At 52.0% G+C, this 15,030-nt stretch carries 17 protein-coding genes and 1 tRNA gene; 5 read left to right on the top strand and 13 right to left on the bottom strand.

Features of this window, described 5'->3' with window-relative positions; all coding sequences use genetic code 11:
- The first annotated feature begins 18 nt into the window (after positions 1-18).
- Positions 19-1,065: an ABC transporter substrate-binding protein gene (locus C7W93_RS14295; RefSeq protein ID WP_108440869.1), complete on the top strand. Its 1,047-nt coding sequence runs from the start codon at positions 19-21 to the stop codon at positions 1,063-1,065.
- Between the two features lie 78 nt (positions 1,066-1,143).
- Here the strand turns inward: C7W93_RS14295 and C7W93_RS14290 are convergent, their stop codons facing one another.
- A complete protein-coding gene (locus tag C7W93_RS14290; RefSeq protein WP_108440868.1) occupies positions 1,144-2,085 on the bottom strand; it encodes a LysR substrate-binding domain-containing protein in 942 nt (313 codons plus the stop codon).
- 98 nt (positions 2,086-2,183) lie between these two features.
- On the opposite strand from C7W93_RS14290, the gene C7W93_RS14285 reads away from it, so the two are divergent.
- The gene (locus C7W93_RS14285; RefSeq protein ID WP_108440867.1) at positions 2,184-2,888 is read left to right on the top strand and encodes an SDR family oxidoreductase; all 705 of its coding nucleotides are present in this window, start codon (positions 2,184-2,186) and stop codon (positions 2,886-2,888) included.
- A 100-nt stretch (positions 2,889-2,988) separates the two neighbouring features.
- A complete protein-coding gene (locus C7W93_RS14280; protein WP_108440866.1) occupies positions 2,989-3,369 on the top strand; it encodes a Rid family detoxifying hydrolase in 381 nt (126 codons plus the stop codon).
- A gap of 79 nt (positions 3,370-3,448) precedes the next feature.
- Here the strand turns inward: C7W93_RS14280 and C7W93_RS14275 are convergent, their stop codons facing one another.
- The 3 genes from C7W93_RS14275 to C7W93_RS14265 all read right to left on the bottom strand — a co-directional run bounded on the left by C7W93_RS14275 (position 3,449) and on the right by C7W93_RS14265 (position 7,494).
- Complete coding sequence (locus C7W93_RS14275; protein WP_108440865.1) at positions 3,449-5,110, bottom strand: L-lactate permease; 1,662 nt, start codon at positions 5,108-5,110, stop codon at positions 3,449-3,451.
- A 155-nt stretch (positions 5,111-5,265) separates the two neighbouring features.
- A complete protein-coding gene (locus C7W93_RS14270; protein ID WP_108440864.1) occupies positions 5,266-6,372 on the bottom strand; it encodes an enolase C-terminal domain-like protein in 1,107 nt (368 codons plus the stop codon).
- A gap of 72 nt (positions 6,373-6,444) precedes the next feature.
- Positions 6,445-7,494, bottom strand: coding sequence for a carbon-nitrogen hydrolase family protein (locus C7W93_RS14265; RefSeq protein WP_108440863.1), 1,050 nt, complete (start codon positions 7,492-7,494; stop codon positions 6,445-6,447).
- A gap of 170 nt (positions 7,495-7,664) precedes the next feature.
- Here C7W93_RS14265 and C7W93_RS14260 point away from each other — a divergent pair, with 170 nt between their 5' ends.
- A complete protein-coding gene (locus tag C7W93_RS14260) occupies positions 7,665-8,591 on the top strand; it encodes a LysR family transcriptional regulator (RefSeq protein WP_370446459.1) in 927 nt (308 codons plus the stop codon).
- Between the two features lie 147 nt (positions 8,592-8,738).
- Here C7W93_RS14260 and C7W93_RS24630 read toward each other — a convergent pair whose 3' ends face one another.
- A complete protein-coding gene (locus tag C7W93_RS24630; protein ID WP_161539935.1) occupies positions 8,739-8,885 on the bottom strand; it encodes a hypothetical protein in 147 nt (48 codons plus the stop codon).
- Between C7W93_RS24630 and C7W93_RS14255 the strand changes: the two genes are divergently transcribed.
- Positions 8,884-9,222: a porin gene (locus tag C7W93_RS14255; protein WP_108440862.1), complete on the top strand. Its 339-nt coding sequence runs from the start codon at positions 8,884-8,886 to the stop codon at positions 9,220-9,222. The genes C7W93_RS24630 and C7W93_RS14255 overlap by 2 nt on opposite strands.
- Positions 9,223-9,512: 290 nt before the next feature.
- Here C7W93_RS14255 and C7W93_RS14245 read toward each other — a convergent pair whose 3' ends face one another.
- The 8 genes from C7W93_RS14245 to C7W93_RS14220 all read right to left on the bottom strand — a co-directional run bounded on the left by C7W93_RS14245 (position 9,513) and on the right by C7W93_RS14220 (position 14,984).
- Complete coding sequence (locus C7W93_RS14245) at positions 9,513-10,022, bottom strand: OmpA family protein (protein ID WP_108440860.1); 510 nt, start codon at positions 10,020-10,022, stop codon at positions 9,513-9,515.
- A gap of 8 nt (positions 10,023-10,030) precedes the next feature.
- On the bottom strand, positions 10,031-11,284 hold the full coding sequence (locus C7W93_RS14240; RefSeq protein ID WP_108440859.1) for a diguanylate cyclase domain-containing protein: 1,254 nt from the start codon (positions 11,282-11,284) through the stop codon (positions 10,031-10,033).
- Positions 11,281-11,913: a YfiR family protein gene (locus tag C7W93_RS14235; protein ID WP_161539934.1), complete on the bottom strand. Its 633-nt coding sequence runs from the start codon at positions 11,911-11,913 to the stop codon at positions 11,281-11,283. Before C7W93_RS14235 ends, C7W93_RS14240 begins: the two co-directional genes overlap by 4 nt.
- A gap of 567 nt (positions 11,914-12,480) precedes the next feature.
- Positions 12,481-12,669 (bottom strand): hypothetical protein, encoded by a 189-nt coding sequence (locus C7W93_RS14230; RefSeq protein WP_108440857.1) that lies wholly within the window; start codon positions 12,667-12,669, stop codon positions 12,481-12,483.
- 238 nt (positions 12,670-12,907) lie between these two features.
- Positions 12,908-13,099, bottom strand: a complete 192-nt coding sequence (locus tag C7W93_RS25490) for an Arm DNA-binding domain-containing protein (protein ID WP_225869889.1) — start codon at positions 13,097-13,099, stop codon at positions 12,908-12,910.
- Positions 13,100-13,102: 3 nt separating this feature from the next.
- A complete protein-coding gene (locus tag C7W93_RS24460; protein ID WP_146177557.1) occupies positions 13,103-13,234 on the bottom strand; it encodes a DUF4102 domain-containing protein in 132 nt (43 codons plus the stop codon).
- A gap of 165 nt (positions 13,235-13,399) precedes the next feature.
- Positions 13,400-13,484, bottom strand: a tRNA-Leu gene (locus C7W93_RS14225).
- 117 nt (positions 13,485-13,601) lie between these two features.
- The gene (locus C7W93_RS14220; protein WP_108442125.1) at positions 13,602-14,984 is read right to left on the bottom strand and encodes an MATE family efflux transporter; all 1,383 of its coding nucleotides are present in this window, start codon (positions 14,982-14,984) and stop codon (positions 13,602-13,604) included.
- Between the last annotated feature and the right edge of the window lie 46 nt (positions 14,985-15,030).

The raw sequence follows: 15,030 nt of genomic DNA, 5'->3' as shown, positions 1-15,030 counted from the left end.
CTTCGAGGAGTGGGAATCATGAAATTCAAGCATCTGTTTTTGGTGGCAAGCCTTCTGTCAGCGTTGGGGGTCGCGACGACGGCAAGTGCGCAAACGCGCACCCTGTATGTCGGTATGAACGGTGGCAGTTTAGAAAAAAATTACACCAGTTATATTTTCCCGGAATTTGAAAAAGCCAATAACGTGAAAATCGTTGTGGTCGCGGGGACGTCGTCCGACATCATCGCCAAAATGCAGGCGCAAAAGGACAAGCCGCAGATGCATGTCGTGTTTCTCGACGATGGCGTGATGTATCGGGCGATCGGCATGGGCTTATGCCAGAAGTTAAACGAAACGCCGGTGTTCAAAGAAATTTATCCTTATGCGCGCATGGCGAACGATCAGGCGGTAGGGATCGAACTTGGAATTGTCGGCATCGGCTATAACAAGAAATTGTTTGACCAAAAAGGCTGGGCGGCGCCGACATCATGGATGGATTTTGCCGATCCAAAATACAAAGGCAAGGTCGTATTCCAGTCTATTTCGACCAGTACTTTCGGGTTGCATAGTTTCTTGATGCTGAATCGCCAATTCGGCGGCACCGACAAGAACGTGGATCCTGGCTTCCAGAAGTGGGCGACGACGGTCGGTCCAAACGTGCTGGAATATGTCTCCAGTTCGGCCAAGATTTCAGAGATGGTGCAGACCGGCGAAGCGGCAATTTTCCCGCTGACATCGACGGCGATTGCGAATTTGAAAGTTAAAGGTATTCCAGCTGAATTTGCCACGCCTAAAGAAGGTGGGGTATTGCTGATGACCGGTGCTTGTGCATTGAAGAATAATTCGGAGCAGGATCTGTCGCAAAAACTGATTGAATATCTATTGGGCGTGTCGTCGCAAACCAAGGCGATGGAATACGTGAATACGATTCCAATCAACAAAAACGTCAAAGTGCCGGATGCGGTGCAGGCCAAGTTGGGCAAGGTCGATCAGTTGATGAAACATATCAATACGGTAGATTGGGATGTCATCAATGAGAAGCGCAATGACTGGAACAATCGCTGGAATCGCTCGGTCGAGCGCTGATTGTTTGCATGAAATCTGATGCGAATCTCACTGGCTAAAAAAGTACGTTGATGCAGGGTCGTCTTTTTGGGGCGACCTTCATTCGTTAATTTTTAGCTGGTTTAGCTGGCTCAGTCGTGCTTCTTCCAGCAACCAGCTGACGACTTTTCCGGTGATCGATTCGCCGGGGTAGGGCAGTGCGGTGAGGATATAAAATCCGACGTCTGTATCCAACTGATATTGCCCGCCTATCGCTTGCACCAACGCGCCGGTTTTCAAGGCGGTTTCCACCAAAACCTCGGGTACCAGCGCAATTCCCATTCCTTGCTCGGCCGCTTCCAGCGCTAAACTGGTTTGAGAGAACGTCAAGCCTGTTGGTCTGGTGCCGGTGATTCTATACGCGTCAAACCAGCGCTTCCAGTTGTTATGACTGTCTGAGATAAGCGGCATGTCAGCCAGACTTTCCGGGCTGCTGAGTTGTTTCTGCGCGATCAGGATAGGCGCACATACCGGAATGGCCTTTCCCGGTAGCAAAAATTGCGCATTACCTTCCGCAAATGGGGGCACGCCCCATCGGATCGCCATATCCACCCGTCCTTTGCCATACAAAGGTCGTACCACGTCCGAAGCATCGATCATGATGGAAATGTCAGGATAAGCCTCGGCCAATCGGGGTAAGCGTGGAATCAGCCAGCGGCTGGCGAAAGCGGACGTGGTACTCAGCGTTAGTCGTCCTGGGGCACTTTGCTGATTTTGATCTAGAAATTCCTTGGTGGCATCGCCAATGATCCCTAAGGCTAGCCTGACACGATCGACGTAATCCGCTCCTTGAGTGGTGGTGCTCAGCCCGCGTGGCTGACGGACGAAGAGGGGATAGCCAAGTTCACTTTCCAAAGCGCGAATCTGCTGTGCCACAGCGCCTTGGGTCAGATGCATTTCTTCTGCCGCAGCCCTGAAGCTGCCCAGACGCGCGGTCGCTTCAAGCGCCACAAGGTGGTTGAGTGTTGGCAATGTACTGCGGCGCGATCCCCAATATTTCATGCTGTAGATTTCCTACTGTCTTAGATGCTTATTTTTGATTGGTTCGTGAAAAAAATCTATGGCTAAATAAGCCTTTCTAACAAACAGAGGAAGCAATCATGTCAAATGAAAAAGTAGCTATTGTAACGGCTGGCGGAAGCGGGATGGGTGCTGATGCGGCCCGTAAACTGGCGCAGGATGGCTTTCGTGTGGCGATTCTTTCATCGTCTGGAAAAGGCGAGGCTTTGGCGAAGGAATTGGGCGGTATTGGCATTACCGGCTCGAACCAGTCCAACGACGATTTGAAGCGGCTGGTGGATCAGGTTGTTGAGAAATGGGGCCGGATTGATGTTTTGGTCAACAGCGCCGGTCATGGTCCGCGCGCCCCTGTTCTGGAACTGACGGATGAAGATTGGCACAAGGGGATGGATGTTTATTTCCTCAATGCTGTGCGCCCGACGCGGCTGGTCACACCGATCATGCTGCAACAGAAATCTGGCGTAATTATCAATATTTCTACATTTGCCGCTTTCGAGCCTGATCCTGTATTCCCGACATCGGGGATATTCCGCGCTGGCTTAGCTGCTTTCACAAAGTTGTACGCAGATAAATATGCTTCGCAAAATATTCGCATGAATAACGTGCTGCCGGGCTTTATCGACAGCCTGCCAGAAAAGGAAGAATTCCGCAGCCGCATTCCGATGGAACGCTACGGTAAGAGCAGCGAAATTGCGGGTGTGATCGCTTTCCTTGCCTCTGAAGCTGCTGGCTATATTACTGGCCAAAATATCCGCGTAGATGGTGGCATCACGCGCTCAGTGTAAGCAGGCACAACAAGCACAGCAAACACATTAAGGTCATCGGGCATCATCGCGGCATTGCGCTGGATTGATGCCTGGCGACTATTTTTTGGAGAAACATAGTATGGTCAAGACCGCCGTCCACAGTGACCAAGCGCCTGCCGCCATTGGCGCTTATTCGCAGGCTATCAAGATCGATAACACTGTTTATCTGACGGCACAAATTCCGCTAGACCCGCGCACCATGGAATTGGTGGAAGGGGATGAGGCGCAGTTTGTGCAAGTGTTCGAGAATATCAAGGCAGTGGCTGAAGCGGCCGGTGGTTCTCTCGCCGATATCGTCAAGCTGAATATTTACCTCATTGATCTCAGCAAGTCGGCCATTCTCAATGCCGTGACGGCGCGTTATTTTCAGCAGCCGTATCCCGCGCGCGCTTCGCTGGGTGTTGCTTCGCTGCCGAAGAATGCTCAGGTTTCAATCGATGCAATCATGATGCTGGGCTGATACTGACGGCGCAAAAAAAGGTTACGCGCCGAAGCGGGTAACCCTCATTAGTTCGCAAAAAATAGTCGACGTTGAAGTATCAGTGCACGACCATCAGCGTGAACGGAAATACATACGCCTGTAGCGTCACGAAAATTCCCACCAAACAGGCCAATGCAATCGAGTGGAAAAACACATACCGCAGGATGTCGCCCTCATGATTGAACCAGCGCGTTGCGGTGGAGGCTACGACGATCGATTGCGCATCGATCATCTTGCCCATGACACCACCCGCACTATTCGCTGCACCCATTAAGTTTGGGCTGAGTCCCAACTGATCTGCGGCAACCTTTTGCATGCCACCGAATAACACGTTGGAGGCAGTGTCAGAGCCTGTCAGCGCCACGCCCATCCATCCCATCAGCGTGCCAAAGAAGGGATACATAACGCCGGTAGTGGCGAAAGCAAGACCCAGCGTGGTATCCAGGCCAGAGAAGCGGGTTAACGTGCCCAGCGCGAGCATCAGCGTAATGGTCAGCAGCGAATAGCGGATCAGCCAGACTGTCCGGAAGTAGCTTGCTACGAGTTGCATAATCGAATATCGCATGATCAGACCGCCAAGCAACGCTGCCAGCAGAATCCCGGTGCCGGTTGCCGAGAATAGACTAAAGACGTATACGGCCCCTTCCAGATGCGGTATGGCTACTGCGGGCGCGACTTTCTGAACCAGATTGTGCAGGCCGGGAATCTGAAACGCCGGTGCGAACAAGTTATTCCAGAACGTTTTCACCGGCGGCAAGCCCCAGACGAACACGAAGACGGTCAGGATCGCCCACGGCATCCAGGCGCGCATGACAGCGCTGCAGGAATGGGTTTCACGCTTGGCAAGAGTGTGGCCTTCTACGCGGCTGTCGTCGTGCTGGCGTAGCGATGCGGAGGTCCAGATGCGCTTGGGTTGCCACACCCGCAGGAACAACACCAAAGCCACCAGTGAGCTGATCGCGGCGATCACGTCTACCAGTTCCGGACCGATGAAATTAGAAACCAGATATTGCGGAATCGCGAAACTTAACCCGCTGACCAGGATCGCTGGCCAGATTTCGACGACTGCCTTGCGACCGCCAAATGCCCAGATCATCCAGAAAGGTACAAGTAACGAGAATAACGGTAATTGGCGACCGACCATGGACGAAATCGCCATCACGTCATAGCCGTGGACCTTGGCTAAAGTGATAAGAGGCGTTCCGAGCGCGCCGAATGCCACTGGTGCAGTGTTGGCGATCAGGCTCAATCCCGATGCCGCTAGCGGTGAGAATCCGAGGCCGATCAGGATCGACGCCGTTACCGCAACCGGCGTACCGAAACCGGCCGCACCTTCGAAAAAAGCGCCGAAAGAAAAGGCGATCAGCAGCAGTTGCAATCGTCGATCTTCGGTGATGCCTGCGATGGAATCCTGTAAGACTTTGAATGAGCCATTCTGCTCGGTCAGTTGATGCAAAAAGATGATATTGAGCACGATCCAGCCGATCGGCATCAGCCCGGTAAGACCGCCCATTCCGGCTGCCCGAATCGCCAGATCGGCCGGCATGCCAAATGCAAACACAGCGACGAAGAATGCGCTGAGCAGCCCTGCAAATGCCGCGATGTGCGCCTTCAGGTGTAAAAATCCGAGGCCTATCAGCATGACGGCTACTGGCACAATCGCCAGTAGCGTCGAGATGAGCATATTTCCGAAGGGGTTGTAGTTTTGCTGCCAGATCATGGTTGTCTCCATTTTTATGTTTGCAATTGTGGGTTGGCCGGGCGCCTGTAGGCGGCGCTCGTCTCTGGCCATGCGGATCGTGGTCGGTTGGTTTTTGTCGTGGTGCTGACTGCACCACGGTTACTTAGGTGGGACGGTTTAGGATTGGCGATAGCTCAGCAAATAAAGCGGTTAATGGCTTTCTCTTGCCACGTCATTCCGTTGCCTTCGGCATCAGGCGCATAGGCTTTGCCATCGACGATGCGTAATGGATCGACCAGGATTGGATCGGCCATGGCGAAATATTCGAGGAAATGTGCGGTGGGCGTGACGGCCAGCATATGTATGCTGACTTCTTGATAGAAATGGTTCGAAACCGGGACGTTTTGCGCAGCGCAGATCGCGGACGTTTCTATCCACCCGCTGACACCGCCAACCTTCATCAAATCCGGCATCATCAAATCCGAAGCGCCGTCACGTAAACTGGTGGCGATCAGTCTTGGTCCGTATAAGTTTTCGCCTAATTGAAGCGGCGTTTCGATGCTGGCTGCGATCCGGGCGTGCCCTGCGTTATCGTCGAAGTCGGTAGGTTCTTCGATCCATAACAGGCCTTCGCTATCGAGCGCTTTGCAGCGCGTGATCGCTTCGGGCACGTTCAGACTTTGGTTGTAATCGACCATGATGCCAACCGCTCCTGCACTTGCGCTATGGGCAGTACGGACTGCGGCGATATCTTCCTTTAAGGTCGGATAGCCGATCTTAATCTTGACTGCCTTAAAACCGGCTTCCGCAGCCGCCATCACGTTGCGACCGGCCTGCTCGACGCCATCCATGCCGTAACTTGCATACGCGTTGATAGGGCGTGCCGTGGTGCCTCCTAGTACGCGTACGAGTGGCTGACGCAGGTGGCGCGCCCAGGCATCCCACAGCGCCATGTCGATTCCCGCCAGCACCATGTCGATCAGCCCGTAAGAGCCTATCAACTTGACCCGTTTGCGTAGCGCGGTGAGCAAGGTTAACGGGGCTAGTGCTTGTCCTACGACGAGTGCGGAAAGATCGATAGCAAGTTGTTTGGTTGCCGCCAGCACGGTGGGGGTGTAAGTAAAAATATACGAGACGCCGCGCACATTGGCATTGGTCTCGATGTCAAATAGCAGCAATGGAGCCACCGTCATGACCCCGCTTGCAGTCCGTAACGGTGTCGATAAGGGGACGGAAAGTGCGCGCACCCGCACCGCGGTGATGACAGGGTGGTCGTGTTGAAATTGGGAATTGGTCGCCATCGAAGTAAGCCTCGCTTAAAAGGATAAATGCCAGGCCGAGTGAGAACTGCGGCCTGGCGATTCAATAAATGCTTAGACTTCCGCGCTCGACGAAGTAGCTTGCGGCGCGCCCGACCAGCCGGGTTCGCCATAGGGCTCGGTGCTGTCCTGATCGCTGAAACGTGCTGGCGATTGGGCGCGACGATTGACGTTTACGTCGAAGATATCGAAACGGTTGTAGTAACCCACTACATCCTGGAATTGCTTCGGTATAACGCAACGTTCCAGATCGATATCGGCGTAGACGATGCCTTCTTCATCACGCAGGATTGGGCTGATCGGCACGCCATCCGGGCCTAGGATCATCGATACGCTTTTCGATGCTTCCTCCATCAAACGGCGCGGACGCGGATCGCCACGGCTGATCATATCAATGGCTTCCGGCGGCAAGAAACCGGAAGCGACGATGTTGAAGAGTTTGCCTTCAAACGCATGGGCACCGGCACGTAGCTTGATCGATGCTTCGAGGTCGTAGGCGGCTTCGCCCGGCGGATGCGTAGGCCAGCGTGGTGAGAACGATGAGATGTGCACGTTCTCGCCTTGTGCCAGCAAAGAGTAGCGCGCTAGTGCGTTGGTGTTCTCGCCGCAAACCAATGCGCCGATGTGGCCAATGCGGGTATCGACCACGCGCAATCCGCTGCCGTCACCATTCGCCCAGACCAATTTTTCCCAGTAGGTTGGCACCAGTTTGCGATGGCGGTTCAAGATACTGCCGTCGTCGCCGATCAACAAATTCGTATCGTAGATGCAGCCGAAACTGTTGGGTGTGCCTTCGTTGATACCGATGGATACAAAGACGCCGTGTTTTTTTGCTTCAGCGCGCAGGCGGTCAATTTCCGGTCCGTTCACTAGCACTGTGGATGAAGCCAGCTTGACGAAGAATTCATGCGTGTCTACCGGTGCCCATACACCGCACCAGACGGGAAAAGCCGACACGAACGATTCAGGAAATGCGACTAGCGACGCGCCGTTGGCTGCGGCTTCTGCGATCCATGCGCAGGCCTTGTCGATTGTCGCGGGTGTATCGAAATAGACGGGCGCTACGTGACACGCCGCCGCTTTAAATTTTGGATAAGTTTTCATGGGTTATCTCCTTTGGAAAAAATTCAGGGAATGCATAAGCCGCGTATTTCCAGCGGTATTCACTGGCTCAAGGCGGGATGATCTTTTGCACTGAGTATGAATATAACCTTTCTATTGTTATTTTCTGTTATAACTAAACAGCCAAATAATTTCATGTGAGTTAACACAAAATGATGGAATTTAGACATTTTCGTTGCTTCGCTGAGGTCGCTACGCAACTTCATTTCACGCGGGCAGCAGAGGAACTTGGGATCTCGACGCCAGCGATTTCGAAGCAGATTCGGGAGATGGAAACGCTCTTGAACGTGCGCTTGTTTAATCGCACCAAGCGCTCGGTGACGCTGACATCGGCTGGCCAGTTATTTCTTGTAGAAGTGCAATTGGCCATGGCGCAGTTCGATCGTGCTGAGGAGACTGCTCGCCGTGCCGGACGCGGCGAGATCGGACGGATCGAACTCGGTTACGTGGCCTCGGCGGCGTTCTCGGGATTGTTCCAGCAGCAACTGAGCCGCTATCGGGAGGCCTACCCTGCGGTGCAGGTTAATTCACGTGAAATTTCTATGCGCGCCATGCCAGAGATGTTGGAAGCCGGTGCGCTGGACTTGGCCTTTGTGCGGCCGCCAATCAATTTCCCACCGGGTATCGACGCGATGGCAGTCCTGCGCGAGAACTATGTCGTGGCGGTGCCAACCAATTCCCGCTTCGCTGATCTGACCGCCATTCGCGCCGCGGATCTGGCTACCTCAAATTTTATTGTCCCCGAGCAGGTCGAAGGGACCCTCGCGGTGGGCCGCCGTGGTAAATTCACGCCCCGCATTAGCGCCGCACCGGGCGGCTTAGTCGCGGTCATCGCTGCCGTGTCGATCAGCCAGGACGTGGCGATTGTTCCGTATTCGGCAGTTGATCACATTCGGATTCCGGGGGTGACGTATCGGCCACTGGCGGGAAAGCCGATAGAGACCGAGATCGCATTGACTTACCGACGACATGAACGCGCGCCAGCGGTCCGGGCATTTATCGAGCAGGTGAAGCTGCTATCGAAAGACGTTGTCGGACCTGCGGCTAACAGTATTAATTCGAGGAAAACACAGCGCTGATGGTCAATGCGATAGCAACTTCAGAGCGTGGTGTTCTTTAAAGCGTATTAGCTCAAATTTGACCTGACAGGTAGTGTCAGGTCAAATCTAGTTCGGTCCGCCACCGGCCGTACTCTGCGGCATAAACTCCGGCCGCAACACAATGATTTAGTGTCCATGATATAGGTCGCTGAAACTGCTGGTCGATGGCATGTGGCCCATTTTTCCGTGCATTTTTGGATCCATCGAAGGGGCTATTTTTTTATCCATATTGTGATCGCCACCGGTTTGCGCTAATTGCATCTGCTTGGCCATGCTCGCCTGGGGTATCGGTGCCGGTGGCATCGATAGAAAAACGACCACCACCGTTGATGGTGGCAGCCGAATTTATTCCCTTGGTGCGAGCTATCCGATAAATGCGCTGGTGCTGGATGCGCAGGTTTCACGCAACAAAATCAAGAACTCGCCGAATGGTGCGGATATGGTGTTGGCACGGGCTACGTATAACCTTTCGAAGTCTACGGCAGTGTATGCATTTGCGGGCTACATTCGTAACTCAGGCACGTCGACTTTGTCGGTTGACGCTGGCAGTGTCGCCGGGCCGGGATTGAATCAAACTGGTGTGATGGCGGGCGTTCAGAAGGTATTTTGATGTTTTGATTGCGTGTTTTTCTGCGTGTAATTTTTCCCGTAATACATGGTGTATAAAAAAGGGTAGCTTTGCGGCTGCCTTTTTTCAATTTATTTCTCGGCCGTCGTCAGTTCTCGATGCAGTTGCCGCTATTGGACGGATTCACAAGAGCCTGCGTATTGAAGTCCGATACGGGCAAAGATGATTTTCCCGTCATCGCTGCGCTCTTGATGCGGGCCATCGCGTTTTTCCTCTTTGTAATTACCTGGTAAGAGCAGGAAAGGCAGGATCAACACGACGAATGCGTAAAGTTATGGCACCAGCACAATAATGACAACCCTACGATTTTCTGCACGTCCATCCGGGGTCGAATTATCGGCAACCGGATGTGCTTTTCCTAGCCCACTAATAACGATATTGGTGCGCTTAAGGCCAACGTTGACCAATGAATCTGCGACCGCGGTTGCTCTCAGTAGCGACAGCTTACGATTATAAACGTCACTGCCGGATGAATCCGTATGGCCATCTACCTTGAGATTCTCAATGTCAGCGGAATGCAAAGCCTTCCCGATCTTCTCAACTGCGACCGAACTTTTTTCTGTCAGCTTGTAGGCATCGACACCGAATAGCAATTTTTCGGCGAAGCTTAATTCCCATCCCTCTTCTGCGAGCTTGAATCCCTGTTCTTGAAGCACGGCGATCTGTCCGGGTGTTAATTTGGCCTTGGCTGCTGGCGGCGAGGTTTGACACCCGGTCAACTGTAAAGTCGCCAGCAATATACCGATCATCCCCAGATAGAGCCTATTTGATAAAGGAAGCATTTTTTTACCTATGATGATAATGCAGGTTGTTCGGCCAGTTGACGCGTGCCGCGATGGATTTTTTTTGCGGAATACATCGCTTTGTCCGCAGCAGCCAAAATGGATACAGGATCATCACCATGTTCAGGAAACTTTGCAATACCGATCGTTAACGATGTAACGATAGAGCGCCCTGTTGGCAATTCAATCGGCGTATTCATCTCGAAGATAATTCTATCGGCAATATGGAAGGCATCGTTGTTATGATGCAGTGATTTGAGCAAGATGGCGAATTCATCTCCGCCCAGTCGCGCGACAAGATCTTCTCCTCGCAGCTGCCCCTTGATCCGCGACGCGATCTCGATCAGGACACTATCACCAGAAGCATGTCCGTGCTTATCATTGATTTGCTTGAAAAGATCGCAATCAATAAACATGACGGCGATTCTAGTTTTATTCTGCCTTGCGTCGGCGATCGCCATATCCAACTCGCCTACCAGAAATGCACGATTAGGCAGGCCTGTCAGACTGTCATGGTTGGCACGATGTGTGAGGCCTTCATGTTCTCTTTTTAAATGAATTTGCCATGCCTCCAATTCATCAAGCAGGGCATTGAAATCGTGGTTGAGTTCGTTCAGTTCGGCAATCTCGGCCGATGGCACACGCAATTCAAACGAGCGTTCGCGGCGCACACGATGGGCTATTTCTGCGAGATCGCGCATCGGTCCAATAATGCCTGCCTGCATACGATTCGCAAAACGCAGAGCAATCGTTATGCTGAGTGCCAGGCAGATCAATACACATAGTAATCCGCTTAGCAAAAAATGCAGCAAGTTGCGGCCATGCGGCGTCAACCGAATATGTCCGATCACGACATCGTTATGCGTGATCGGAAATAGCAACGGTTCAGGAAGTATCAACTCGCCTAATGTTTGTTCAAGGAGGTATCTTGTGCCGGGTTCGCCTCTCTTCCATCTGGTCAGCAACTTGCCGTGGATATCGGTCAAACGCACTTCATCGATATCTTCATTCTTGGCAATTAAAGCCAGCGCTTCCTGCGCTGTTGTGGCGTCATTAAAAACGACAGCGGCTTCAACGGTATAGCTCATTGACCGTGCGACCAATATCAAATTTTGTTCAGAGTAAATCCGCATGGCAATCAAGCCCGCGATCATGATTGTCAGTCCTGCCATGATCACCGCAATCAATGCCACGCTCAGATGCGCCCTTCGTAAGACGCTTTCCAGCGTTGGCCGCGAATCTCGCTCGGTTATTATTTTCATGGTTTTTGTGCTTCGCGCTTTGCGAATTGCAGTACGTTTGGATGTACGCGCAGGCCGCTTCGGGCGATAGCGTCCAAATTAACTTCAAAAGCAATCTGAGTGTCACGAAACTTTAGAGAGAACATGCTGCGGGTTGTCGACGGCAAGCCGGGTTCGCTGATCGACAGTATCGGTTGCCCATTTAGCTGCGCAAACAATTTTTCGCGCTCGGCCCCGTCGATATTTCCGATGTAGACGATGTTGCATTCGGCAGAGGTCACGTCACTTTTTGGGCTTAGTTGATGGGCCCGAATAGGGGGCACGGAACTTTCCTTTGCGCTGTCCATCAAGACCCCTGCATACTTCGCCTCACCTACCACGCATAGCCGTAATTCAGAGGATGGCGTCGGCCAGCGTACATAACTGCTGATGCCGATAATGACGTGTGAAATATTTTGCGCACGTTGCAACTCGGTGGCGTTATTTTGCGCTTGTACGATGCTGGAAAAAGTAGTTGTCAGGAATATAAACAGCGCGATGCACATGCGAGATGTGATCTGAAATTGTGTGAGAAAATTTTCCCTGGCACAAGGTGTACGGGTTAGCGGCACATTTCTTTTGCGGGTGAGAGGGGCAACATTTTTATGCATAAATAAGAGCTGCTTTAAGGTCACATTTCCCGATTCTGGATATTTCCATGAGGCGGTACTGATATACATCCGTAATAAGGCGGGAAGCTGGCTGCTTGAATATAAAACCGAAGGCTCCTACTTATACATTCTTCAGCACCTAATGTACTTTTCCCCTTCTTTGCTCTCCGCCAGCGTCCCCAGAGTTCAAGGCTAGAGTGTAATATTTTTGACCTATATCTGTCGCTAGTGACATAACAGTTTATGTAATTTGGGGCTTTTCATTTCCCTCGCTGTGGAATGTCACCAAGAGTGTCCTCAAAAATGCCGTATGTCAACCAACGTTAAAATTCCTTAAACAACATAAAATCTGCCTTCTCACGAGGAGAAGCACGAGTATGTTATCGGTCTTAGAACATGTGCCTGGGATTGGTGCCTTAAAAGGTGACCGACATGTTCTGAAAAATCGTATTTCTCTGTGCGCCGAGCACTTTATCCCACCGTGTCCTGACATGGCATGGACGCTACGCAGAATCTCCACTGCCTGTATCGATAGCGACACAAGGTGGTCCGTTTTCATTTTAATTTTCATTTTTTCGCCGGTATGCGCCACTCTGCCGTGCCAAAGTCAATCTCTGCCCATTCTGCCACCCGTAATTCTCCTGGTCGCACAAACAGCAACGGGCACAGCTTCAGCGCCGCTATTGCGTGGGGGCCGTGCAGCTGAATATCGACCGCATCAATTCCCCGGCAAGCTTCGGCTCCGTGATGGCTCATAGTTTGTTTTCGGTACGACGGACAAAGCTCCTTTCAGGTCTGCCGTCACATCGCGCTCTACCAACCCGGTTGCCACACCATATCGCAGTACCTGCCCACATAGCTGCTTTACCCAGTGTAGAAGCACTAGCGCCGCGCGCTTCCATTTTCTCCACGGTCGCCAGAACGTCAAGTGGCTTGATCGTGGAAACAGGCATATTTCCGATCAATGGAAATACATCCTTTTGCAGCCAGTTGGTTAACTGTTCTTGTGTAGTTGCTGCGATGGCCTTAGCCTGCTTTGAGTCACGCCTGAATTTTCCGTGTCGATGCCATCCGTCAAGAGCTTACGCGCTGCCGTACGTTTCGCTCTTGCTTCAAGTGGCGAAACCTCAGGGTACGCTCCGAAGGTTAAGCGGTTTTGTTTCGCTCTTTCTTGTCGGTAGGACATGCGTTATATTTTTGAGCCGGACTCTGCAATCTCCAGATACATACCGGACTCATCAGACAGCGTGTAGGAGTGCCCGCTCATGGACTTGGCGGTTCTTACTTGTGTGTCAGTCAGTGGCTTTGCTAATTTCGGCATTTTGTATCTACGCGATTTTGGGGTTTGCACTCCTGGATGCAAGAGTGTATTCAAAACCGTTTGATTGCAATGGGCGTTAAAAGCCCTCTATAAACAAAAAACCCGCGTTCTCTAGAGGAGAAACACGGGTCATTGGACTTACTTGAACTTCTTAAAACACATTCTTGGTGCCGAGAGCCGGAATCGAACCGGCACGCCTTTCAGCGCGGGATTTTGAGTCCCGTGCGTCTACCTATTCCGCCATCTCGGCAACGCGTCCGCTATTATGGCTTATTTGATTCGCTGGATCAATAGCTTTAACACTGTAAATGCTATTTTTATTTAATAAATTATAAAATCGACTGTTCGTACGTTGCGCACTGGCCGTTTAGCGCTGCTGCTGTTGCGCACGGCGCTGCACGATATGTAAATAAATTAGCAGGCTTGTGGCGACCAATGCAATGCTGGCACTATTTCCCATCCAGAAACCGGCAGCCCCATGCAGCGCTGGCGGGCTGATGCCAAATGGATTTAATCCAAGAATATAGCCGGACACTAAACCCACTCCCCACAGCGATACAGCGTAGATGATCGTTGGAACAATAGCGACTTTGTATGCGCGCAAAACGAAGGCAGTGCTGCACTGGATTGCATCGAATAATTGATAAAAACCGATAAATATAAACAGCGGCATGGCAGCCGCGATGATGGTTTCGTTTGGCGTATAAGCGCGAATGATCGTGGCGCGTGCAAGCCAGATGATCAGGCCGATAGTGGCCGAACAAATTGCCGCCAATCGAATGCCGGAAAAGCCGATGCGCCGCGCCTGATCGAGTTCTTTGGCACCAATCGCTTGGGCTACCAGAATGCCGCTGGCGATCGCAATGGATAACGGCAGCATGTATAGGACGGTCGCAAAATTGGCGGTAATTTGATGCCCTGCCACAGCAGTTTCACCCAGCCGGGCAATAAAAATTGCCATGAAGGTAAACGCAGTAACTTCGATGAAATAACTTAAGCCGGTGGGGATGCCTAATTTTAATAAAGCGCGTTGTGCGTGCCAGTGTGGCTTGACGAACCCGCTGTGAAACAAGGCAAATTGTTTGTAGAAACTATTGTGGCGCAGGATCAGCCAAGCGATCAATAGCATCAGCCATGAAATAACGGTGGTGGCGATGGCGCAGCCGGGGCCGCCTAACGCCGGAATACCGAAGCCGCCAAAAATGAACAGTGCGTTTAGTGGAAACTTAAGCAGAACGGCAATAATTTTGATTGCCATCACCATTTTGGGTTTCGAGACTGCGGTGTTTAACGCCGAGTAGACATTAAATCCAAGCGTGGCCGGTAACGCTAACGCCAGAATTTGCAAATATAAAGTGGCTTTGGCGCTGAGGATGGGCGAGGCATGGGCGACCGATAAAAACGGCTGCGGAAATAGCAGTACGAGGCAGCCGAGCAATGATAAAAATAGCGCTAGCCAAGTGCCTTGTTTGACTTGATAGCCGATATCGGCCATGCGCTGGCCGCCATATAGTTGGCCGATGATCGGGGACAACGCTTGTAAAACGCCGCTGAGACCAACGAACACGCTGACATAAATCGCGCCGCCCAACGCTAGTGCAGCCAGATCTGTGGCGGAGTATCGCGAGGTCATGGCGGTATCGATGACGCCGTTTAAGATCAGCGCCAATTGCCCAATCAGGATGGGCCACGCCAGCTTGGCAATGTGCGTTGTGTTAGAGCGGGCGAGGCGCGTTCTGGTGCGATGAATGAATGACTGTGTAATGTTTAGCTCGATAGTGGCTTTGATAGCCCGG

Source organism: Glaciimonas sp. PCH181 (assembly GCF_003056055.1).
GTDB lineage: Bacteria > Pseudomonadota > Gammaproteobacteria > Burkholderiales > Burkholderiaceae_D > Glaciimonas.
This window is presented reverse-complemented; position numbering and strand designations above follow the sequence as displayed.